Origin of the sequence: Lysobacter capsici (assembly GCF_014779555.2) — a bacterium.
In the GTDB taxonomy this organism is placed as follows: domain Bacteria; phylum Pseudomonadota; class Gammaproteobacteria; order Xanthomonadales; family Xanthomonadaceae; genus Lysobacter; species Lysobacter capsici.
In genome coordinates, this window is sequence record NZ_CP094357.1 from 2,316,385 (window position 1) to 2,338,405 (window position 22,021).

The 22,021-nt window shown below is 66.1% G+C and carries 20 protein-coding genes; 7 read left to right on the forward strand and 13 right to left on the reverse strand.

Annotation, left to right across the window (positions count from 1 at the left end):
- Nucleotides 1–539: 539 nt before the first annotated feature.
- Nucleotides 540–1,022 carry a glutathione peroxidase gene (locus IEQ11_RS09655; protein WP_191823653.1) on the forward strand — a complete coding sequence of 161 codons (483 nt, stop codon included), beginning with the start codon at nt 540–542 and terminating at the stop codon, nt 1,020–1,022.
- A 266-nt stretch (nt 1,023–1,288) separates the two neighbouring features.
- Here the strand turns inward: IEQ11_RS09655 and IEQ11_RS09660 are convergent, their stop codons facing one another.
- On the reverse strand, nt 1,289–2,521 hold the full coding sequence (locus IEQ11_RS09660) for an acyltransferase family protein (protein WP_191823652.1): 1,233 nt from the start codon (nt 2,519–2,521) through the stop codon (nt 1,289–1,291).
- A 155-nt stretch (nt 2,522–2,676) separates the two neighbouring features.
- Between IEQ11_RS09660 and IEQ11_RS09665 the strand changes: the two genes are divergently transcribed.
- Nucleotides 2,677–3,603 carry a LytTR family DNA-binding domain-containing protein gene (locus IEQ11_RS09665; protein WP_191823651.1) on the forward strand — a complete coding sequence of 309 codons (927 nt, stop codon included), beginning with the start codon at nt 2,677–2,679 and terminating at the stop codon, nt 3,601–3,603.
- Nucleotides 3,604–3,740: 137 nt separating this feature from the next.
- Here the strand turns inward: IEQ11_RS09665 and IEQ11_RS09670 are convergent, their stop codons facing one another.
- Together IEQ11_RS09670 and IEQ11_RS09675 are read right to left on the reverse strand one after the other, a co-directional pair.
- A complete protein-coding gene (locus tag IEQ11_RS09670; RefSeq protein ID WP_191823650.1) occupies nt 3,741–4,448 on the reverse strand; it encodes a TlpA family protein disulfide reductase in 708 nt (235 codons plus the stop codon).
- A 67-nt stretch (nt 4,449–4,515) separates the two neighbouring features.
- Complete coding sequence (locus IEQ11_RS09675) at nt 4,516–5,325, reverse strand: ferredoxin--NADP reductase (protein WP_036112642.1); 810 nt, start codon at nt 5,323–5,325, stop codon at nt 4,516–4,518.
- Nucleotides 5,326–5,601: 276 nt separating this feature from the next.
- On the opposite strand from IEQ11_RS09675, the gene IEQ11_RS09680 reads away from it, so the two are divergent.
- The gene (locus IEQ11_RS09680; protein WP_191823649.1) at nt 5,602–8,019 is read left to right on the forward strand and encodes a Tex family protein; all 2,418 of its coding nucleotides are present in this window, start codon (nt 5,602–5,604) and stop codon (nt 8,017–8,019) included.
- Between the two features lie 326 nt (nt 8,020–8,345).
- Here the strand turns inward: IEQ11_RS09680 and IEQ11_RS09685 are convergent, their stop codons facing one another.
- Together IEQ11_RS09685 and IEQ11_RS09690 are read right to left on the reverse strand one after the other, a co-directional pair.
- Entirely contained in the window at nt 8,346–8,612 is a 267-nt protein-coding gene (locus tag IEQ11_RS09685; protein WP_247024782.1) for a hypothetical protein, read from the reverse strand.
- A 303-nt stretch (nt 8,613–8,915) separates the two neighbouring features.
- Nucleotides 8,916–10,112: a PQQ-dependent sugar dehydrogenase gene (locus IEQ11_RS09690; RefSeq protein WP_191823894.1), complete on the reverse strand. Its 1,197-nt coding sequence runs from the start codon at nt 10,110–10,112 to the stop codon at nt 8,916–8,918.
- Between the two features lie 243 nt (nt 10,113–10,355).
- Here IEQ11_RS09690 and IEQ11_RS09695 point away from each other — a divergent pair, with 243 nt between their 5' ends.
- Nucleotides 10,356–10,823, forward strand: a complete 468-nt coding sequence (locus tag IEQ11_RS09695; protein WP_191823893.1) for a hypothetical protein — start codon at nt 10,356–10,358, stop codon at nt 10,821–10,823.
- Between the two features lie 17 nt (nt 10,824–10,840).
- Here the strand turns inward: IEQ11_RS09695 and IEQ11_RS09700 are convergent, their stop codons facing one another.
- Together IEQ11_RS09700 and IEQ11_RS09705 are read right to left on the reverse strand one after the other, a co-directional pair.
- A complete protein-coding gene (locus IEQ11_RS09700; protein ID WP_191823892.1) occupies nt 10,841–12,733 on the reverse strand; it encodes an ABC transporter ATP-binding protein in 1,893 nt (630 codons plus the stop codon).
- A 90-nt stretch (nt 12,734–12,823) separates the two neighbouring features.
- Nucleotides 12,824–13,135 carry an NIPSNAP family protein gene (locus tag IEQ11_RS09705; protein WP_191823891.1) on the reverse strand — a complete coding sequence of 104 codons (312 nt, stop codon included), beginning with the start codon at nt 13,133–13,135 and terminating at the stop codon, nt 12,824–12,826.
- Between the two features lie 228 nt (nt 13,136–13,363).
- On the opposite strand from IEQ11_RS09705, the gene IEQ11_RS09710 reads away from it, so the two are divergent.
- A complete protein-coding gene (locus IEQ11_RS09710) occupies nt 13,364–13,600 on the forward strand; it encodes a hypothetical protein (RefSeq protein WP_046656306.1) in 237 nt (78 codons plus the stop codon).
- Nucleotides 13,601–13,702: 102 nt separating this feature from the next.
- Here IEQ11_RS09710 and IEQ11_RS09715 read toward each other — a convergent pair whose 3' ends face one another.
- Nucleotides 13,703–14,071 carry a hypothetical protein gene (locus tag IEQ11_RS09715; RefSeq protein ID WP_191823890.1) on the reverse strand — a complete coding sequence of 123 codons (369 nt, stop codon included), beginning with the start codon at nt 14,069–14,071 and terminating at the stop codon, nt 13,703–13,705.
- A gap of 138 nt (nt 14,072–14,209) precedes the next feature.
- On the opposite strand from IEQ11_RS09715, the gene IEQ11_RS09720 reads away from it, so the two are divergent.
- Nucleotides 14,210–15,772 carry a fumarate hydratase gene (locus IEQ11_RS09720; RefSeq protein WP_046656310.1) on the forward strand — a complete coding sequence of 521 codons (1,563 nt, stop codon included), beginning with the start codon at nt 14,210–14,212 and terminating at the stop codon, nt 15,770–15,772.
- 197 nt (nt 15,773–15,969) lie between these two features.
- Here the strand turns inward: IEQ11_RS09720 and IEQ11_RS09725 are convergent, their stop codons facing one another.
- The 3 genes from IEQ11_RS09725 to IEQ11_RS09735 all read right to left on the reverse strand — a co-directional run bounded on the left by IEQ11_RS09725 (nt 15,970) and on the right by IEQ11_RS09735 (nt 18,842).
- Complete coding sequence (locus IEQ11_RS09725) at nt 15,970–16,926, reverse strand: patatin-like phospholipase family protein (protein ID WP_191823886.1); 957 nt, start codon at nt 16,924–16,926, stop codon at nt 15,970–15,972.
- An 81-nt stretch (nt 16,927–17,007) separates the two neighbouring features.
- Nucleotides 17,008–18,189, reverse strand: coding sequence for a phospholipase A (locus tag IEQ11_RS09730; protein ID WP_191823887.1), 1,182 nt, complete (start codon nt 18,187–18,189; stop codon nt 17,008–17,010).
- A 167-nt stretch (nt 18,190–18,356) separates the two neighbouring features.
- Nucleotides 18,357–18,842, reverse strand: a complete 486-nt coding sequence (locus tag IEQ11_RS09735) for a DUF456 domain-containing protein (RefSeq protein ID WP_036109555.1) — start codon at nt 18,840–18,842, stop codon at nt 18,357–18,359.
- Between the two features lie 213 nt (nt 18,843–19,055).
- Here IEQ11_RS09735 and IEQ11_RS09740 point away from each other — a divergent pair, with 213 nt between their 5' ends.
- Nucleotides 19,056–19,262 carry a cold-shock protein gene (locus IEQ11_RS09740; protein ID WP_036109558.1) on the forward strand — a complete coding sequence of 69 codons (207 nt, stop codon included), beginning with the start codon at nt 19,056–19,058 and terminating at the stop codon, nt 19,260–19,262.
- An 822-nt stretch (nt 19,263–20,084) separates the two neighbouring features.
- Here IEQ11_RS09740 and IEQ11_RS09745 read toward each other — a convergent pair.
- Together IEQ11_RS09745 and IEQ11_RS09750 are read right to left on the reverse strand one after the other, a co-directional pair.
- Nucleotides 20,085–21,191: a M35 family metalloendopeptidase gene (locus tag IEQ11_RS09745; protein WP_191823888.1), complete on the reverse strand. Its 1,107-nt coding sequence runs from the start codon at nt 21,189–21,191 to the stop codon at nt 20,085–20,087.
- A gap of 240 nt (nt 21,192–21,431) precedes the next feature.
- Nucleotides 21,432–21,938, reverse strand: a complete 507-nt coding sequence (locus tag IEQ11_RS09750) for a glycine zipper 2TM domain-containing protein (protein WP_036109562.1) — start codon at nt 21,936–21,938, stop codon at nt 21,432–21,434.
- Between the last annotated feature and the right edge of the window lie 83 nt (nt 21,939–22,021).

A 22,021-nucleotide genomic window follows, 5' to 3' on the forward strand; every position in this document is an offset into this window, starting at 1 on the left:
ATTGGGGATTGGGGATTGGGGATTGGGGATTCGAGATTTGGGAATCGGGAATTGGGAATTGGGAATGGCGGGCGCGCGGGGGCTGCGGCGCGATCGTTCGAACGTAAGTACGACGTGCGCCAGAGTGCGGCAGATCCGCTTTGGCTCGTCATCCCCGCGAAGGCGGGGATCCAGGGCTTCACCGCGACAAGACTCTGAAGTCTCTTGATCCCCGCCTTCGCGGGGATGACGGCAACAGCACAGGCCGAATCAACGTCGACGCCAAGGCCTGCCAACGCCAGTGCCAGTGCCAGCGTCAGCGACGACAACTGCGACGACAACAGGGGCCGAAGCCGCATTTAAACCGCTACCAACTCGAGCTCGCGCCCAAACCCGCACCCGACCCCACAACAACCGAGTCCGCCACCGCATATCCAAACCGTGACGGCCCCGCGAATCTTCGAACCCGGGGTGCGACGCCGGCCACCGATCCGGTCCCCTTGACGCCCGCCGTCACCGCCGACGCGCTATCGTTCGCCCAACCCACACCGAGCGCCGCCATGACCACCGCCTACGATTTTTCCGCCACCGACATCGACGGCCAGTCCCAGTCGCTGGACCGTTACAAGGGCAAGGTGCTGCTGATCGTCAACGTCGCGTCCAAGTGCGGCTTCACCCCGCAGTACACCGGCCTGGAGAAGCTCGAGCGCGAGTATCAGGCGCGCGGTTTCGAGGTGCTGGGCTTTCCCTGCGACCAGTTCGGCCACCAGGAACCCGGCGACGAGAACGAGATCAAGGAGTTCTGTTCGCTGGCCTACGACGTGACCTTCCCGATGTACGCCAAGGTCGACGTCAACGGCGACAAGGCGCACCCGCTGTGGAAATGGCTCAAGGACGAGAAGGGCGGTTTCCTCGGCATCGATGCGATCAAGTGGAACTTCACCAAGTTCCTGGTCGGCCGCGACGGCAAGGTGATCAAGCGCTATGCGCCGACGGATAAGCCCGAATCGATCGCGGGGGATATCGAGAAGGCGTTGGCTTGAGTGGTTTGAGCGGCTTGGATGGCTCGAAAGTTCAGCGTTGAAAGAAAGGCTTCGGCTCAAACAGCCGAAGCCTTTTTGTTTCAGTTCTGGTCGAACCCACCTACCGTCATTCCCGCGAACGCGGGAATCCAGTGACTTCAAACGTTCTCGCACGAAAGGCCCTGAATGTTCGGCTACGCCGAAGTAAAGCGGAGCCCGCGTTCGCGGGAACGACGGCCTGGAGAGAGCGCTGAAGCCTGTGGTGGCGTCACGAATCAAGCCCCGACTCAAGCCCCATCCGCAGCCGCAGGCCGAGCAACACCCATCGCCACACCCGCTGCATCAGTCGCGGCCCGCTCAGCACCACCGCGCGCCGTGCCACTGCGCTTGCCCTTTAACCCAAACACCGGCCGCAACAGCGGCACCCGCCGAATGATCTCGTGCAGCACGAAGCACCCCGCCACCGTTCCGAACAACACGATCGCCGGTTCGCCGATCGGGCCGAAATGCAGCGGCAGGATCCAGTACGCGATCAGCACGATCAGGCTCTGATGCAGCACGTACCACGGGTACACCGCCTCGGTCGCCCACGGCAGCCAGCGGAAAGGCCGGTTGAGCAGGGCGTGGCCCCAGCCCAGGATCGCGGTCAGCGCGAACCACACATACAGATTGCGCAGCAGCCACACGCTGTTCTGCAGCCAGTCGGGAATCTCCTCGGGAATCAGCAGCACCAGGCTCAGGTAGAAGCCGAACAGGCCCAGCGCCAGACTCAGGCTCCACTTGCGCAGCCGGGTCAGCTCGGCCCACAGGCCGGCGTCGTTGCCGATCCAATAGCCGTACAGAAACACGGTGAAGTACATCGCGTGGCGGTACCAGTCGTGGATCAGGTCGCCGGTTTCGTCGAACAGCGGCGCCAGGGTCATGGTGTACGCGGCCAGCGGCAGCGCCGGCAGGATCAGCAGCTTCCAGCCGCGCAGGCCGGTGAACAAGGCCAGCAGGCGCCGGCCCAAGCCGTTGCGGAACAGCGGAAGCAAGGCCGCGAAGGCGATCGTGTACACCCACAGGTAGGCCAGGTACCACAGGTGGTTCCAGGTGAAGCCGTATTCCCAGCCGTCGAACGCGCCCTTGGGCCACGGCTGGAACTGGTAATAGCGCAGCAGGAAATCGACGAAGCCCGGCTCGACCAAGCCGTTGGCCACGCCCTGCGCATACGGCTGGATCGGCACGATCACCAGGCAGCCGAAAGTCAGCGGCAGCAGCAGGCGCCAGCTGCGCTGGACCACGAAGCGGCCCAGCGAGGTGCCGCGCAGCAGGAAATGCACCGACAGGCCCGAGATCAGGAAGATCAGGTCCATGCGCCAGCGGTTCACGAACAGCATCGGGATCTGCAGCGGCTCGGACAGGTGGCTGCTCTTGAGGTGCCAGCCCCAGTCGGCGACGTACAACATGGCGCAGTGATAGAGGATCAGAAGGACGAAGGCGAGGGCGCGCAGGGCGTCGATGTCGTACCGGCGTTGCATGGGCGGGTCCGTGGCGGTGAGGTGGCGCAAAGCCTGTGGCGGCGCGCGTTTGCGCGACACCGCGGGGTGACCGGCGGCGGTCCGGCGGGGACGAATCGCGGCCCCCGGGGACGATCGGTTGCCGCCGACGGCGCCGCGCAGGCGAGAATGCGCGCATGAGCCACGACGTTTCCTCGCCCCCCTCGATCGCGCCCGCCAACGACCCCAGCGTCGCCGCCCCGGCCAGCGCCTGGGACCGCTACCAGCCCTGGCGCCGCACCGTCGAAGTGCTGGCCTGGGTGATCCTGTTCGCGGTCAACGCGATCGCCGGCACCCTGACCACGGTGATCGACATCCACCGCTTCGACCTGGACATCCCCCACTGGGCGCCGGCGGTGTGGGAGACCAGCAGCTGCGTGACCGCGCTGGCGCTGGCGCCGCTGCTGGTCTGGTACACCCGCAAGGTCCCGTTCCATATCGACACCTGGCGCCGCGCGCTGGCCCTGCACCTGCTCGGCAGCGTGGTCTGGTCGGTCGCGCACGTGGTCGGCATGGTCACGATCCGTAAGCTGGTCTACGTCGGCCTGGGCGAAAGCTACGATTTCGGCTCGTGGGGCATGAACCTGGTCTACGAGTACCTCAAGGACGTGCGCTCCTATACCTATATGGTGTTGTGGATCGAGGGCTACCGCCTGCTGATGCGGCGTTGGCAGGGCGAGGCCAGCGTGCTGACGACCCCGGACGACGTTCCCGAACCGGCCGTGCCCGAACGGCCCGAACGTTTCCTGGTGCGCAAGCTCGGCAAGGAATTCCTGATCGCCGCCAGCGAGGTGGAATGGCTGCAGGCCTCGTCGAACTACGTGAACCTGCACCTGCGCGGCCGCGACTACCCGCTGCGCACCACCATGGCCGCGATCGAGACCCAGCTCGACCCGGCGCGCTTCGTGCGCGTGCATCGCAGCTACATGGTCAACCTGGACTGCGTGGGCGAAATCGAACCGCTGGAAAGCGGCGACGCGCGCATCACCATGCACGACGGCAGCAAGATCCCGTGCAGCCGGCGTTATCGCGGCGCCTTGCGGCAGGAGCGGCGGGCGGCTTGAGTGCTGACGGGGTTGCGGTGCTCCCTGTAGGAGCGGCGCGAGCCGCGACCGCGAAACTTGCTTGCGTCGTGGCCGAGAGGTCGCGGTCGCGGCTCGCGCCGCTCCTACAGGTAGGCCAGGCCGGCCTGTCGCTCGGGCTACTGAGCTTGCTTGTCGGTAGCGGCCGGGCGCTTCAACGCCTCGGGCGGCAACAAGCCCGCGATCTCCTCGGCGAACTGCCGCAACTGCTGCGGCGAATATCCCCGATGCACTTGCGCGATCGCGCCGCGCTGATCGATCACGAACAGATTCGGCACCGCGGTGACGCCGTAATGGCGGGCGACGGTGCCGCTGTCGCGGATATGGCTCATCGCCAGCGAGGGATTGAGCTTCAGGAAGGCTTCGAAATCGCGCCTGGGTTCGTTGAGATTGATCGCGATTACTTGCAGATGTTCGCGACCGACCCCGGCCTGCAGCGCCGACAGCATCGGCAGTTCGCGCCGGCACGGCGCGCACCAACTGGCCCAGAAGCTGATCACCACCAGCTTGCCGCGGTAATCGCTGACCTTGACCGGACGCCCATCGCGATCCAGCCCGAGAAAATCCGGCGGAATATCGCCACGCTGCGGCGCGGCGCGGGCGGCGCGTCCGGATTTCGAATCGGGCGTTGCGGCCGCGGACGCACCGGAGGTCGCAGTCGGCGCAGCGGCCTGGGCGCTGGCGGTCTGCTGCGTTGCGGATCGATCGGCCGACCGCGCCGGCGCTGGGTCGGCGGCGAAGGCCGAAGACGTCGCGATCAGACTCAGCGACGCCAGCACGAATGCAGCCACCGCCGCGCCCGCGCGATACCGCGTCGACAACGCCATGACGATCCTCGCTCGCACCGCCCGCATCGCTCGCGGCCCGCTCACGCCCGGCCGCCGGCCACAGCGCTCATTTCTCGACGAACGCCCGTTCGAACACATACTGGCCCGGCGTGCCGATGCGCGGCGCGGCGGTGAAGCCGCGGGCGTCGAGGATCTCGCGGAAATCGGCCAGCATCTGCGGGCTGCCGCAGATCATCGCGCGGTCGTGCTCGGCGTCGAGCGGGGCGATGCCCAACTGCTCCATCATCCGGCCGCTGGCCATCATCTCGGTCAGGCGGCCGCGCTGGTCGCGCCCGGCGAATTCGAACGCCTGCCGCGACACCGCCGGGTAGTACTTGAGCTTGGCCGCGATCTGCTCGCCGAGGAACTCGTGATGCGGCAGCTCGTTGACGATGTAGTCGCGATAGGCCAGATCCTGCTCGTTGCGCACGCCGTGGCAGAGCACCACGTTCTCGAAGCGCTCGTAGGTTTCCGGATCCTTGATCACCGACAGCCACGGCGCGAAGCCGGTGCCGGTGCCGAGCAGGTACAGATTGCGGCCCGGGTGCAGGTCGTGGATCAGCAAGGTGCCGGTCGGCTTGCGCCCGATCAGCACGCTGTCGCCGGGCTGGATCGATTTCAGCTTCGATGTCAGCGGCCCGTTGGGCACCTTGATGCTGAAGAACTCGAGCTGCTCCTCCCAGTTCGCGCTGGCGATCGAATACGCGCGCAGCAGCGGCTTGGACGACCCGTCCGCCTGCTCGACCTGCAGCCCGATCATCACGAACTGGCCGTTCTCGAAGCGGAATCCGTCGTCGCGGGTGGTGGTGAAGCTGAAGTAGTCGTCGGTCCAGTGACGGACGTCCAGCACCGTCTCGGTGCCAAAAGCGGAGGACATTGCCGGAGTTTTCGGGTGGAGCGGGGCGGCTATTGTACCTGAGGGATGAGAGCGGTTCTTATCTGGGGGGCCGGGAATCGGGAGTGGGGAATCGGGAATCGGAAAAGCAGTCATGCCGCCTTCGAAGTCCCGTGAGACTCGACCGCGACGCCGCCGCTTTGCCGATTCCCGATTCCCCATTCCCGATTCCCGCCCCGTGTCAACGGGTTCCCCCTTCACCTCAGCATTGCGACAATCCCCACGTCCCCCGCCTGCGGGGCTAAACGATTGGAAACGATGCAAGTCAAGAACACGCAGTCCGCGCACATCGCGCAGAAGATCGCCCAACTCATCGCCGTCGAGATCGGCGCCCAGACCGCCCAGGCCCTGTCCGCGATCGCCTTGCTCGACGAAGGCTCGACCGTGCCGTTCATCGCGCGCTACCGCAAGGAAGTCACCGGCGGCCTCGACGACATCCAGTTGCGCGACCTCGAAACGCGCCTGCACTACCTGCGCGAACTCGAGGACCGCCGCGCCGCGGTGCTCGAAAGCATCGCCGAGCAGGGCAAGCTGAGCGACGAACTGCGCGCCGACATCGAAGCGGCCGAGACCAAGTCGCGGCTGGAAGATCTGTACCTGCCGTACAAGCCCAAGCGCCGGACCAAGGCGCAGATCGCGCGCGAAGCCGGCCTGGAGCCGCTGGCCGACGGCCTGCTCGCCGATCCCACGCGCAAGCCCGAGGAGTTCGCGGCCGCTTTCGTCAGCGAGGAAAAACAGGTCGCCGACGTCAAGGCCGCGCTCGAGGGCGCGCGCGCGATCCTGATGGAACGCTGGGGCGAAGACGCCCGCCTGGTCGGCGAGTTGCGCACCTGGCTCAGCGAAGTCGGGGTGATCCGCGCGCGCGTGGCCGAGGGCAAGGAGACCGAAGGCGCGAAATACCGCGACTATTTCGATCACAGCGAATCGCTGGCCAAGATTCCCTCGCATCGCCTGCTCGCGCTGTTCCGCGCGCGCCGCGAGGAAATCCTGTTCCTCGAACTCGACCCGGGCAGCGACGCCGAAGCCGGCCACGCCTACGGCGAAGGCCGGGTCGCGCTCAACGCCGGCATCAGCGATCAGGGCCGTCCGGCCGATCGCTGGCTGCTCGACGCCTGCCGCCTGACCTGGCGCGCGAAACTGCATCTGCATCTGCTGCTCGATCTGTTCGGCCAGGCGCGCGAAAAGGCCGAGGCCGAGGCGATCGACGTGTTCGGCGACAACCTCAAGGACTTGCTGCTGGCCGCGCCGGCCGGTCCGCGCGCGGTGCTCGGGCTCGATCCGGGCCTGCGCACCGGGGTCAAGGTCGCGGTGGTCGACGCCACCGGCAAGCTGGTCGCGCACGACACCATCTACCCGCACGAACCGCGCAAGCAGTGGGACCAGTCGCTGCACACGCTGCGCGCGCTGTGCGCGAAGCATCAGGTCGAACTGATCGCGATCGGCAACGGCACCGCCTCGCGCGAAACCGACAAGCTGGCCGGCGATCTGATCAAGCTGATGCCCGAAACCAAACTGACCAAGGCCGTGGTCAGCGAAGCCGGCGCGTCGGTGTATTCCGCGTCCGAATTCGCGTCGAAGGAATTCCCCGATCTGGACGTGAGCATCCGCGGCGCGGTCTCGATCGCGCGGCGCCTGCAGGACCCGCTGGCCGAACTGGTCAAGATCGAACCCAAGGCGATCGGCGTGGGCCAGTACCAGCACGATGTCGATCAATACCGCCTGGCGCGCGCGCTCGACGCGCGGGTCGAGGACTGCGTGAACGCGGTCGGCGTCTACGTCAACACCGCCTCGGCGGCGTTGCTGGCGCGGGTGTCGGGCCTGTCGAGCACGGTCGCCGAGAACATCGTCCGCCATCGCGACGAAAACGGCCCGTTCGCTTCGCGCAAGGCACTGTTGAAAGTGCCGCGCCTGGGCGACAAGACCTTCGAACAATGCGCCGGCTTCCTGCGCATCGTCGACGGCGAACAGCCGCTGGACGCCTCGGCGGTCCATCCCGAGGCCTACCCGGTGGTCGAGCGCATCGTCCAGCAGTGCGGCCGCGAGGTGAAGCAGTTGCTCGGCGATCCGCAATTCGTGCGCGGCCTCAAGCCTGAGCAGTTCACCGACGAAAAATTCGGCGTGCCGACCGTGCGCGACATCCTCAAGGAAATGGAAAAACCCGGCCGCGACCCGCGTCCGGAGTTCAAGGCCGCCAAGTTCGCCGACGGCGTGGAGGAACTGCGCGACCTCAAGGTCGGCATGATCCTGGAAGGCGTGATCAGCAACGTCGCCGCGTTCGGCGCCTTCGTCGACATCGGCGTGCATCAGGACGGCCTGATCCACATCTCGGCCTTGTCGGACAAGTACGTCAAGGACCCGCGCGACGTGGTCAAAGCCGGCGACGTGGTCAAGGTGCGGGTGTTGGAAGTCGACCTGCCGCGCAAGCGCATTGCCTTGACCCGCCGTCTCGACGACCCGGTGCCGGCGCCGCGTCCGCCGGGCGAAGCCGCGTCCCGTGGCAGCGACCGTGGCGATCGCAACGATCGCGGTGGCGCGCGTGGCAACGACGGCAATCGCGGTGGACGTCGCGACCAGCCGCCGCAGCGTGGTGGTTCGTTCGCGCCGCAGGGCAAGGCGGCGGCGCCGATCGGCGGGGCGTTGGCCGATGCGTTCGCTCGCGCGAAGCAGAAGTCTTGATGGTCGGCTGATCGGTTCAGCCGGATAAAGAAAGCCGCTTGCTCCGAGGAGCAAGCGGCTTTTTTATTGTCTGGCCCCTTACCGCAGCGACTTTATGTTGTTGCCATCGCCATCGCCATCGCCATCGCTTTCAGCTCTAAGCCTGAAGCCGCGCAGTTCATCCAGCGCCGCGAAGCGACTATCTCGCGAGAACAACAGCACACCCGAAGGGCGGCGCACATGGATGTGCGCCGTGCGCCACCGAGACAGGATGTCTCGTGTGGCGCATGCCCGCGGAAACACCGCACGCGCGGGCTCTTGATTCAAAGAAAAGCGTTTTTCTTTGGTTACCTTTCTTTTGTCGCTTTTGACAAAAGAAAGTAACTCGGCCGCTTGCGGACGAAAGCTGTTGATCTTGCTTTTGGCTTCAAGGGCTCTAGAGCCTCAAAGCTTTGAAGCTTTGAAGCTGCTAGCAGGATCAAAAGCGTTCCGCCGCTGAAGCGGCGGGTCACTTTCTTTTGTCTAAAGCAACAAAAGAAAGGTAACCAAAGAAAAATGCTTTTTTGTGAATCAAGTGCCCGCAAGATCGGTGCTTCCGCAGGCATGCGCCACACGGGACATCCTGTCCCGGTGGCGCACGGCGCACATCCATGTGCGCCGCCCTACGGGTGTCCTTTTGATCTCGCGAGTTACAAGCCTCGCAGCGCTGGATGGACTGCGCGGCTTCGGGCTCAAGCAAAAGCGGCATGGCCTACCTGTAGGAGCGGCGCGAGCCGCGACCGCGACAACACAACCACAGCGCAGGTTTCGGCGTTGTCGAAATACCGCGGTCGCGACTCGCGTCGCTCCTACAGGGCTGCAATGCCACTACGTCGTCTCGTGCATCAACGCCGAGTGACGTCGCGAAACTCGAACCCTCACTTCCCCGCAGGCGGATCGAGCCGCAATAACTTGCCCTGATCCTCATCGGTCAACACAAACACCTTGCCATCGCCGGACACCCGCACATCGCGAATCCGCCACCCCAGCGACCGCAGCAGCCGTTCCTCCTTGACCACCTTGTCCCCGTCCAGGGTCAGCCGGATCAGGCTGCCATCGGCCAAGGCCCCCAGAAACAGACTGTCGTTCCACGGCGACCCGGCATGACCGGTGTAGAACGCCATGCCCGACAAGGCCGGCGATACTTCCCAGACGTGATACGGCGACTCCAGGCCCGGCTTCTCCTTGCCCTGCGCCTCGGCGATCTTCAGCCCGCTGTAATCGATGCCGTTGGTGATCAACGGCCAACCGTAATTCTTGCCCGGCTGCGGCAGATTGATTTCGTCGCCGCCGCGCGGGCCGTGCTCGGCCTCCCACAGCGTGCCGGTGCGCGGGTCGACCGCCAGCGATTGCATGTTGCGATGGCCGTAGCTCCAGATCTCCGGGCGCGCGTCCTTGCGGCCGACGAAGGGATTGTCGGCCGGCACGCTGCCGTCGAGATTGAGCCGCACCAGCTTGCCCTGCAGTTTGTCGAGTTCCTGCGAGGCCATGCGCTGCTGGCGCTCGCCCTGGGTGATGAAGATATGTCCGTTCTTGTCGAAGGCCAGACGCGAGCCGAAGTGATTGGGGCCGACCAGTTTGGGCTGCTGCTGATAGATCACCTTGACGTCCGACAACGCGGCATCGCCCAGGGTCGCCGACGCCACCGCGGTGCCGGCGCTGCCGTCCGGGCCGGGTTCGGCGTAGCTCAGGTAGATGCGTTTGCTGGCGGCGAAATCCGGCGCGAGCACCACGTCGAGCAGGCCGCCCTGGCCCTTGGCCCATACCGCCGGCACGCCGGCGATCGGCGCGGAGATCGCGCCGTCGGCGCCGACGCGGCGCAGGCGTCCGGGACGTTCGGTGACCAGGAACGCGCCGTCGGGCAGCAATGCCACCGACCACGGATGATCGAGCCCCGAGGCGATCTCGTGCACGCGCACCGGCCCGGCCTCGCTGGGAACTTCGTGGGACGCGCGTTGCGCCGGCGCCGGCACGGGTTGAGCGGCGGCGGCTTCGGCCTGGCCGCCGCGCTGGCAGGCGCACAGGCCGAGCAGCAGAACCAGGGCCGGAATCGTGCGGGTGAGGGCAGTCGTCATGCGGTCGCTCCTGTGAGGGAAAAGCTTCGGCGAGCCACACCATAGCCGCTGGCCGCGGGTCGGACAAACGCATCGCGCGATGCGCGGGCTTGCGCGGCGACGCCGGCGAAAACGTGATCGCGCGCGGCGGCGGCTTGCCAGCCGCGGGCATGCGGCGGCATGCTCCGATCCGCGCCGGCAGCCGGCGCGGCCGCAATGATGCGTCGCCATCCGCACGGCGGTCCAACGAAAAGGAGTTCACCGATGCCGATGCCTATGCCGGCTCACCCCGTCGCGCGCGGTCTCGCCGCGAGCCTTGCGATCGCACTGACCGCGATCGCGACGCCGGTGCATGGCGCCGGGCATTCCTGCTTCATCGACCGGGTCGAGTCCGTGCCCGAGGGCGTGCGGGTGTATTTCGATACGGCGGCGGATTCGACCGTGTCGGTCCGGCTCAAGGGCGAGACCGCATACACCCGGAGCTACCGCACCCGCGACGGCAAGCTGCGTCCGGGCGACGACGATCAGGCGGTCGAACAGGCGTTCGTGCCGCTGGCCGAAGGCGACGGCATGAGCATGCTCAACGGCCCCTATGATCGCTGCACGGTCGAGGTGGCCCGGCATGGCGGCTACATCGGCGTGCTCGCGGCGAACGTCGTCAGCGAGCCAAGCGCGTCGCGCGTGCAGGAAGAATTCATTCCCGCGCTGGTGTCGGCGACCGCGCCCCACTGAGCGGCGCGGGTGATCGCTCAGCGATAACCGGCGGCCTGCAGTTCGAACAATTCGGCGTAGCGGCCGCCCTGCGCGAGCAGTTCGGTGTGGGTGCCGCTGGCTTCGAGCCGGCCCTCGGCCAGCACCAGGATGCGGTCGGCCATGCGCACGCTGGAGAAGCGGTGCGAGATCAATACCGCGGTGGTGTCGGCCGACAATTCCTTGAAGCGCTGGAACACTTCGAACTCCGCGCGCGCATCCAGCGCCGCGGTGGGTTCGTCGAGGATCATCACCTGCGCGTCGCGCATATAGGCGCGCGCGATCGCGATTTTCTGCCACTGCCCGCCCGACAAATCCACGCCGGTCTTGAAACGCCGGCCGATCAGTTGGTCGTAACCGCGCGGCAGGCTTTCGATCACTTCATCGGCCGACGAACGCCGCGCCGCGTTGCGGATGCGGTCGAGGTCGGTCATCGCATCGATCTGGCCGACGCCGATGTTTTCGCCGGCGGTCAGGTGATAACGCACGAAGTCCTGGAAGATCACGCCGATGCTCGCGCGCAACTCGTCCAGGTCGTACTCGCGCAGGTCGCGGCCGTCGAGCAGGATGCGGCCTTCGTCCGGGTCGTACAGACGCGCGAGCAGCTTGACCAGGGTGGTCTTGCCGGCGCCGTTCTCGCCGACCAAGGCCAGGACTTCACCAGCCCGCAGTTCAAAATCGAGACCGCGCAAAGCCCAACGCTCCGCATCGGGATAACGAAAGCCCACGTTCTCGAACACGAAGCCGCGCACGATCGGCTTCGGCACCGCGACCGGGTTGGCCGGCGAGGTGATCTCGGGCTGGATTTCGAAGAACGAGAACAGGTCTTCCAGGTACAGCGCTTGCCCCGCGACCTGCGAGAAACCGACCAACAGCCCCTCCAGCAACTGGCGCAGGCGGCGGAAGCTGCCTGCCAGGAAGGTGAGATCGCCGATGCTGAAATCGCCGCGCACCGTGCGCCAGGCGATATAGCCGTACGCGATGTAGTAACCCAGCGTGCCCAGCCCGGCGAGCACGGTTCCCCATAGCGCGCGCCGACGGGCGAGGGCGCGGTTGGCGGCGAAGAACTTGTCGGCCAGCTCGCGGTACTTGGCGATCAGGAAGCGGTGCAGATTGAAGATCTTCACCTCCTTCGCGGTCTCGACGCTGGCGCCCATCTGGCGCACGTATTCGAGCTGGCGCCGCTCCGGCGTCCAGGCGAAGTTGAGCGAATAGCCCAAGGCGTTGAAATGCGCTTCGCCGATGAAGGCCGGGATCAGCGCCACCGCCAGCAACAGGATCAGCCACGGCGCATACACCAGCAGGCCGACCGCGAAGCTGACCACGGTGATGGTGTCCTGCAACTGGCCGAACAACTGGCTCATCAGGCTCATGCGGCCCATGGTCTGGCGGCGCGCGCGGTCGAGCTTGTCCTGCAGGTCGGGGTCTTCGAAGTCCTCCAGGTCCAGGGTCGCGGCATGTTCCATCAGGCGCACGCTGGTGGCGTTGGTGAACAGCTCCGACAGCAGCGAGTCGCCGTAGTTGACGATGCGGCCGAGCAGGTCGGACCCGATCGCCAGGCCGAACTCCAACGCGAGCAGCGCCAATAACGTGTCGAGCTGGCCGCTGGCCCACGCTTCGGACAACGAACCGAAGCCATGCCCGCTCGCGACCAGCCGTACCGCTTCGTCGATGATCAGCTTGCCGACGTACAAGGTCGCGATCGGCAGCAGCGCGCGGATCAGGCGCAGCCCGAGCGTGAGCAGGGTCAGCGACGGACTGGTCGCCCAGATCTGCTTGAGGAACGGACGCAGATTGCGCAGCGCGTCGAAGCGCTCGCGCAGGGACGGTTTGCCGCCGTTGCCGGGGCTTGCGTTACGGGACGGCTTGGCGGCGTCGCTGGGAGTGCTCATGCGGCGATTGTGCCCAAGTCGCGGGTCAAGGTCGTGTTTCGGCGGTGGCCGTCGCCGCTCGGCCGGCGCCGGTGTCGCGCACGCTCGTGCTTATTGGCCGGCGAACACCGGCCGGAAGAAGCTGCGCTCGTAGCTGAGGATGCAACGGTTTTCGCGGGCGTAGGCGAATGCGGCCTGGCAGTCGGGATCTTCGAGCGAGCGCGTGCGGTAGTCCTCGTACGCGGCCAGGCTGGGGAAGGAGAACATCGCCAATGCGATGTTGCTGGCGCCTTCCGAGGGCATGAAATAGCCGTGATGGGTGCCGCCGAATTTCTCGACCAGTGGCATCCACAGGCGGCCATAGTGTTCGAATTCGGCCAGTTGATAGGGGTCGATGACATAGCGCAGATAACAGGTGATCACGGCGTGCTCCGCATTGAGGTTCGGATCAATCTAACCGGGGCCGCCGACGGCGCAAGTGATGTTTGAAACCCGCGCGCGCCGGCGGCCTCGGCGAGGAACTGCCCAGTGGCGCACAAACCGCCGCAACGACGCTGTCGCCAGCGCGGGCGCTCGCGTACCGTGGCCCGGCTCCGCGAGGAGCCCATGGAACTTGCAGTGCTGATCCATCCATCGAAAAGGAGAGTTCGAATGAAGATCCAGCCGTTGAAAGGCAAGCTGTCGAACCGTCGCTTCACCGTGGCCCTGGCCGCGTTCGCCTTTGCGTTCGCGTTCGGCGCCAGCGCGGCGCCGCGCGATCTGATCGTGTGCGCGGGCGGTGTCTACTGTTATTACGATGTCCTCGAGACCTGCCGCGAGTCCGGCCAGGACGAGCATTACTGCCAGATGCTGTGGCGCGGCTGCGTGCTGGACGCTTGCCCGCAGTAAGGCGTTGATGCCGGCCATCGGCGCCGGCGCGATCGCGGCCCGCGGTTCCCAGGCACGGGGCAGCGGGCCGCGCTCGCTCAGCGGGCTCGCCCGACCGGCTCGTCAGACCGTCGCGGCCAGCTTGAAGATCGGCAGGTACAGCGCCACCGCCATCAGCGCGAGCATGCCCAGCCCGCCGACCACGCCGAACACGCAGGCGGCCAGATCGCGCCGCGGCCGCGGCCACAGCCACCACAGCGCCAGCACCAGCAAGGGCAGCGCGCAGCCCAGCCAGGGCCGGGCGATCAGCAGCGCGGTCGCCCAGGGCAGGTCGGCGCCGAAGGCGGTGAAGGTCTGCGCGAACGCGGGCACCACCAGCAGCGGCAGCAGCCCGCACAAGGCCGATACGATCAGGCCGATCGCCAGCAGCAGCGGGCGCGATCGGCTCGCCGGCGGCGCCGGCAGTTCGGAACGAGGCGCGGTGTAGGGCATGGCGTCGGGCTCGCAAGCGCTGGGCAATGACGGCCTGGGCCGTGGGCGAGGCAGCTTAACCGGCGGCGCCTCGCCCGTCCGCGCAAGGGCCGGGAGCGGGCCGGGCGGGTAGAATGGCGATCCCCACCGCCAGCCTTGATGCCCGCCGTGACCGCCAGCCCGTCCCACGCCGCTTCCAGCGGCCCCGTCGTCATCCGCCAGGACGACCTGATCCAGTCCGTCGCCGATGCCCTGCAGTACATCAGCTATTACCACCCGGTCGACTACATCAAGAACCTCGCCGCTGCCTACGAGCGCGAGGAAAGCGCCGCGGCCAAGGACGCGATCGCGCAGATCCTGATCAATTCGCGCATGTGCGCCGAAGGCCACCGGCCGATCTGCCAGGACACCGGCATCGTCACCGTGTTCCTGGAAATCGGCATGGACGTGCGCTGGGACGGCGCGACCATGGGCGTGGAAGACATGGTCAACGAAGGCGTGCGCCGCGCCTACCTGCACCCGGACAACAAGCTGCGCGCCAGCGTGCTCGCCGATCCGGCCGGCAAGCGCGGCAACACCAAGGACAACACGCCCGCGGTGATCAACGTCAAGGTCGTGCCGGGCAACAAGCTCGACGTGATCGTCGCGGCCAAGGGCGGCGGTTCGGAAGCCAAGTCGAAATTCGCGATGCTCAACCCGTCCGACTCGATCGTCGACTGGGTGCTCAAGACCGTGCCGACGATGGGCGCGGGCTGGTGCCCGCCGGGCATGCTCGGCATCGGCATCGGCGGCACCGCCGAGAAGGCGATGCTGCTGGCGAAGGAATCGCTGATGGAGCCGATCGACATCACCGACCTGCAGGCGCGCGGCGCCAGCAATCGCGCCGAAGAGCTGCGTCTTGAGCTGTACGAAAAGGTCAACGCGCTCGGCATCGGCGCGCAGGGCCTGGGCGGCCTGACCACGGTGCTCGACATCAAGGTCAAGGATTACCCGACCCACGCCGCCAATCTGCCGGTGGCGATGATCCCCAACTGCGCCGCGACCCGGCATGCGCATTTCACCCTCGACGGCAGCGGCCCGGTGATGCTCGATCCGCCGTCGCTGGAAGACTGGCCGACGCTGACCTACGACGCCTCCAAGGGCCGCCGCGTCGATCTCGACACGGTCACGCCCGAAGAAGTGGCCAGCTGGAAGCCCGGCGAAGTGCTGCTGCTCAACGGCAAGCTGCTGACCGGTCGCGACGCCGCGCACAAGCGCATGGTCGAGATGCTCAACAAGGGCGAGGCGCTGCCGGTCGATTTCAAGGGCCGCTTCATCTATTACGTCGGCCCGGTCGATCCGGTGCGCGACGAAGTGGTCGGCCCGGCCGGTCCCACGACCGCCACGCGCATGGACAAGTTCACCGAACAGGTGTTGGCGCAGACCGGCCTGCTCGGCATGGTCGGCAAGGCCGAGCGCGGCCCGGCCGGTATCGATGCGATCAAGAAGCATCGCTCGGTGTATCTGATGGCCGTCGGTGGCGCGGCGTACCTGGTGTCGAAGGCGATCAAGGCCTCGCGCGTGGTCGGTTTCGCCGATCTGGGCATGGAAGCGATCTACGAATTCACCGTGCAGGACATGCCGGTGACGGTCGCGGTCGACAGCACCGGTGAGTCGGTGCACAAGACCGGGCCGAAGGAATGGCAGACGCGGATCGGCAAGATTCCGGTGGTGGTGGAATAAATCGCGTCGCCGCAAACAAAACGCCCGGTTATCCGGGCGTTTTTGTTTATAGCGAATGTTTCGATGCCTGCCTGTAGGAGCGGCGCGAGCCGCGACCGCGACATCGCGCTTGCGTCGTAACCGTGATGTCGCGGTCGCGGCTCGCGCCGCTCCTGCAGTGGGTTATCGCGGCTTTGATCGCGATCACGCAAGCGCGATCAAAGCCGCTTGACCAACTGCGCCAGCATCTTCTTGGTCGCCGGCCGGGTCAGATACTCCTTGGCCAAGGTCTCCAACCCCAGCACGTTGGTCTCGCTGGTGTCGTCCAGGTCGTCCAGCCCGATCAGCAACTCGGCCTGCATCCGGTAATAGCCGTCGCCGACCAATTGCCGCGCGATGTAATCGACCGAATCGGTATTGCCGTCGAACAACACGTCGATGATCGGCACCGCCCATTCCAGCGCGCCCCACGAGCGCGCCGAGTCCAGGTCGATGCTGCGCGTGCGTTCGCCGGTGCCGACCGACAGCACCACCAGATCGCGGCTGTTGTCGACCCGGGCGTCCTTGCGCAGCGCCTCGGCGATCGCGCACGCGGTCGGATTGTTGGCGACCACGCCGCCGTCGATCAGCGCGCAATCCTTGCCCTCGACCTTCATCGCATGCGCCGGGAAATACGTCGGCGCGGCGCTGGAGGCGCGGCAGACCTCCCACACCAGCAGGTCGCGGTGCTTCGCATCGAAGCTCTTGAAGATCACCGGCGTGCGCGAAATCGTGTCGTAGCTGGTGATCAGCACCGGCGCCTTGAGCTGCCCCAGCGTGGTCTTGCCGAACACCTTGCGCAGCACCTTCTCGATACCGACGCCGTCGTAGCGCGGCGCCGACATGCCGTCGCTGATCAAGCGATTGGCGCGCGACCACAAGCGTCCGGCGAGATCGGGGAAGATCACGTGGCGCTGCGCGCGATACAGCTGCGCCAGCGCGTCGGGGCTGATGCCGTGGGCGAGCCCGCACGCGACCAAGGCGCCGGTCGAACTGCCGGCGATCAGGTCGAAATGTTTCAGCAAGCCGGGTTTTCCGGCGCTGGCCAGCGCGCGTTCCACGCCGGCCAACCAATGGCAACTCACCAGGCCGCGGATGCCTCCGCCGTCCAGCGAGAGGATGCGCTGCATCTTCATCGGGTTCTCCGTCGAACCGGCGCAGGTTAACGCAGCCGGTCGACGTCGCGGGTCACACCCGGTCGCAGTTTCGCGTCGCGATCAATACCACTCCAGCAGCGACACGCCCAGGCCGATATAGGTCGCGCGATGGTTGTAGTCGATCAGGCTTTCGCCGTAGCCGTCGAACACCTGCAGATGGCCGCGCAACTGGTTGTAGATCGGAAAACCCCAGTCGAACTGCAGCGCGCCGTGCGAGCGATCGCCGCTGCGCAGCGAATGCCGCGCCATCAGCGAAAACTCGTGGCCGCCGCGGCGATGCACGATGGTGAGATCGCCGCGGCCCATGTAGTCCTCGATGTCCGGATTGTCGTCGTCGTTGCCGTCGGAGATGCGCCACCACGGACGCGCGAGGATCGACCAGTTTTCGCGGTCCAGGCCGACCTGGCCGATCACCCGGTTCCAGCTGCGCGACAGCGGATCGGCGCGGCCGTTGGACTGATGGTTGAGGCCGATCGCGGCCATGCGGCCGCTCCAGCCGCCGATGTGGTAGTTGTTGCGGAACACCAGCATCGCTTCGGGTTCGTAATTGGTTTCGCGGAACGGGCGCGAGTTGTCGCCGTTGTAGACCTGCCAGCGCGAGGACTGGGTGTAACCCAGCCACACATCGCCGTTGTCGCCGAACAGGTTTTCCACCGCCTTGGTCTTGAAGCTGATCTGGAACTTGGCTTCCACGCTCTGCAGCGACTGCGGTTCGGTCACGGTATTGCGCGGGTTGGGCGAATGCGGCAATTCGTTGGGGTCGCTGTTCCAGAACGCCGGCAACAGGTACACCGGCTTGTAGGCGCGGAAGTTGAACAGGCCCAGCTTGGAATCCTTGGCCAGCTCCCAGCGGCTGTCGAGCAGGCCACCCTTGCCGGCGTTGGCGATCGCATCGGCCAGCGGTTCTTCGTGACTGAACAGGTTGCCGGCCACCGCGCGGCGCGCGCGTTCGCGCACGCTCGGCTTGGCTTCGCCGGCGAGCTCATCGCTTACTTCCAGATTCTTGCGGATCGCCTTGGCCTCCTTGGCGGCGATATCGGCCTGGCGCGCGTCGCCGGCCTGGCGGCCGAGCGCGGTGTCGTAACAGGCCAGGCGGTCGGCATCGACGTTGATCGCCAGACAGGCTTCGGGCGTGGCCGGTTGCACGCCGGTCTGCGCGAACGCGAGCAGGGGCGTCGCGGTCGCGGCCAAGACCAGCGCGGCGCGGATGCGTAGCGAGGGAGCGGTGGGGGAATAGGGCATCAGGGCGACTCGTTGGTGAAGCCGAAGGCGGGTGGTTCGAAGCCGCAGCAGTCTTGCATTGCGCCGCGAACGAAGCGTGAATCGTGATCGGCGCGATCGGACTCCGGCCTGTGTGGCCGGAGCCGGCGTCGATCAGGGGCCGGTGTCGATCAGGAGCGGGGCGTCGATCAGAAGAACCAGGAGATCGCGAACAGGCCGAGCATCGCGAACGCCAGGCCGAGCTTGAGCACGGTGCCGACCAGGATGCCGACCCAGGTGCCGACCCCGACCTTGGTGGCCTGGTCGAGCTTGCGGGTATGGATCCATTCGCCGATCAGCGCGCCGACGAACGGGCCGATGAATACGCCGATGAAGCCGAACATCAGGCCGGCGAAGGTGCCGATGATCGAGCCGATGATCGCCAGCTTGCTCGCCCCGACCCGTTTGGCCCCCATCGCGGTGGCGGCGAAATCGATCACCATCGACAGCGCGGTCAGCAGGCCCAGCACGACCAGGGTGACCCAGCCCACTTTCTCGAATCCCGACGCCCACGAGGCCAGCAGCATGCCGCCGAAAACCAGGGGCAGGCCGGGCAGGGCGGGCAGCACCGTGCCGACGATTCCGAGCACCACCAGTACGCCCGCCAAGATGTAATAAAACGTAGTCAAATCCATGCGTAATCCCCGTCCGGACAGGCTGTCCGGGCTGTTTGCATTTTGGCCCATGTCGGGGTACGTTGCGGGCGCTTGGTTTGCCAAGGGTCACCGTGAATCGTGGCCCGATGCGGTTGATCCATCGATCTGCTACATCGTTGCACCTCGCTTCCTCCTTGCAACCAGCACGCGATGCTCGCGTTAACAACACCTCGTTCCAAGGAGAGAGTAACGATGTCCAAAGAAACCGGAACCGTTAAGTGGTTCAACGATGCCAAGGGTTTTGGCTTTATCAGCCGTGAAAATGGCGAAGACGTATTCGTGCATTTCCGTGCTATCCAGTCCCAGGGCTTCAAAAGCTTGAAGGAAGGCCAGAAGGTTTCCTTCACCGTCGTGCAGGGCCAGAAGGGCCTGCAGGCGGACGCGGTCGAACCGCTGTAATACGACACGGACAAGCCCGATCGCGACGCTTCGCCGCGCCGCATCCGCGTCAGAAGAACCCGGCTCAGGCCGGGTTTTTCTTTTGTGTATTTTTGATGCTTGTCACACTTCGAAATACTCATCCGCCGGCCGTCGCAAAAACGCTACGAAACGTGCCTGTGCGTCCCGCCGCCGGGCGCGAGCCAACCGATGTGCGTCGCGGCATCGGCGGCATATGAATTTATATCGATTTAAATTTTATCGATGAGCGGCGGCGGCCGATCCAGATCCCGACAGTCCGGTTGATTCGAACGATTTCGGCGTGGCCGGCGCGATCCGGACGCCATGACGAAAAAGGCCGGGGACTCCATGCCCCCGGCCATCCCGATCGCCTCGCCCGGCCGTCGCGCGTCCTTGCCGCGGCGGCGCTGTCCATGGCGATGCGGCTGCCGGCGCCCCGATCCGCCTCGCGCCGGTCCCGCGCTTGCGCCCGTCCGGGCGCAAGGAGCCTGCTTGCGCGGTACACGACGGGCCTCGTCTCCCATCGCGCGCCGCCGCGTCCTGTCTTGCGATCGCATCCTGCGCCAGGCTCGTGGGTATTCAACGCGTGGATCGCGGCGATGGGGTTGAGTTGCGCGGACGGATGATCGGCGGTGTCGATGCCGATGGCGGGCGCCGGGGCATGAGTAGCCGGAATCCGCGCCCAAGACAGGTACGCAACTCAGTCAGGCGAACCGTCGCGCAAAACCTCGCACGCAAAAATCGACGCGCAAAAAAACGGCCCGCCGAAGCGGGCCGTCGTCATCTGCCGTGTTGCGACGCGCGAGCGTCGCGCCGCGCCGATCAGTTCTGGAACGGCGTGTTTTCGGCGAAGTACTCGTGGTTGTCGGCGTTGTCGAGCGCGTTGGTCGGGTTGCTGATCGCCAGATTCTTCGCGCCGGTCTGGCCGTAGACATGATCGTCGGTGCCGGCGACCACGGTGAAGTGGCTCATTTCGTGGATCAGCGTGCCGGCCTTGGAGTCGGTGCCGGTCAGCGGCGCATTCCAGAACGCATTGCAGACATAGATCTGATACGGCTGGTTGGCGTAGACATACGCGTAAGCGCTGCTGGTGCAGCCGCAGTTGATGGTGATCTGGCCGTTGCTCTGGTCGATCGCCGAATCGATGTTGACGAAGTGGCTGCGCGCGGTGTTGAGGCGGCTGGAGGTGTAAGCGCCGAACCAGGTGGTGTAGCGCGGGCCGATGGTGCCGGTGTTGAGATAACCCTTGGCGTTTTCGGCGTAGGTGCGCGCGGCGTTGACCGCCTGGCCGGCGGTGCTGGTGCGCGCGGTGGTGCAGCCGACGTAGTTGACGCCGTTGACCACGGCGGTGGGGCCGACCGGCTTCTTCGCCACGGCGGACATCTTTTCGCCGCCGAGCTGATCCAGGCCGTCGACCCACAGGCTCAGCGGCGCGCTCTGCGCCGACATCGGCAGGCCGTTGTTCTGATGCAGCATCACCCGATCCGAAGTCGAGGCATGTTGCAGCGGGGTGTTGAAGGCGACCACGTACTGGCCGGTCTTGGACAGGTCGTAACCCGCCGACAGATCGATCACCCGGCGATAGGTTTCACCCGGCTGCAGGATCGCGAAGTCCTCGGCCTGCGGCAGGCCGCGCTTGACCATCGCGCCTTCGTACGCGACCGGCTGGCCGTTGTAGCTGATGGTGAACAGCTTGGAATCGAACTGGTCCGAAGGCAGTTGCCACTTCGGCAGGCGCACCGCCTTGCGGCTGGTGTTGGTGATGCTGACCTCGACCGAGCCGAGGAAATCGTCGGCGGCGCCGTTGACGGCGACCATGCCGACCCGCAGCGGATTGTTCTGCGCCGCGCCGGGCGCGGCGATGGCGGCGGCGATGGCGCCGGTCAGTACGGCACCCGCGGACACCACATGCACGAAGCGAAGGTTCATTCCACGATCTCCTGATCTTGCGTTGACGAGGCCCGCGAGGCGGACGCGAATGACCCTAGCGCAACGTCTTCGTCATGAAGACCCCAATAAGTGCTCCAGTTCCGTGGCTAATCGTGATGTGCGTTGTGGACTCGGATCGTGCTGGCGACAAACGAAAAACGGCCCGCGTGGGCGGGCCGTTTTTCTTCGTTACATTGTTTCAATAATGCCGGCGTCGCGAACGCCGCGATGCGTCGCGGATCAGCGCACGTAGGCGCGACCGTTGGTGACGCGCACGTAGGTGTTCTCGCGAATGCCGCCGAGGTCCTTCTGGGTGACGACCTGGGTGCGGCCATCGTCCATGCGCACATACACGTTGTAGCTCGGTGCGCCGACCCGGTTCTGGATCGCGTTGCCGGCGATGGCGCCGGCGACCGCGCCGCCGACGGTGGCGGTGTTCTTGCGGCCCTTGCTGTCGGTGTGATCGTCGGCGATCTTGCGACCGGCGACGGCGCCGACCAGGCCGCCCAACACCGCGCCGGTGGCGCTCGGGGCATTGCTCTGGGTGCTGATCTGTTCGATCCGGGTTACCACGCCGCAGTCGTAGCAGCTGTTGTTCTGGTTGCCGTAGCCGGACGGGGGCGGGTTGTTGTAACCGCCGTTGTTGTAGCCACCGCCGCCGCCGTAACCCGGCGAGGTCGCGCAACCGGCGAGCGCCAGCGAAGCCGCGGCGGCTACGGCCAGCAATCGGAAATTCTTGGTATTCATTCGAGGCTCCTGCGCTGTGAGCGAGTGGCGGAAGTCGCCACACGCTGGACACGCTATAAGCCGGTGCGTGAACACGTGTTCAA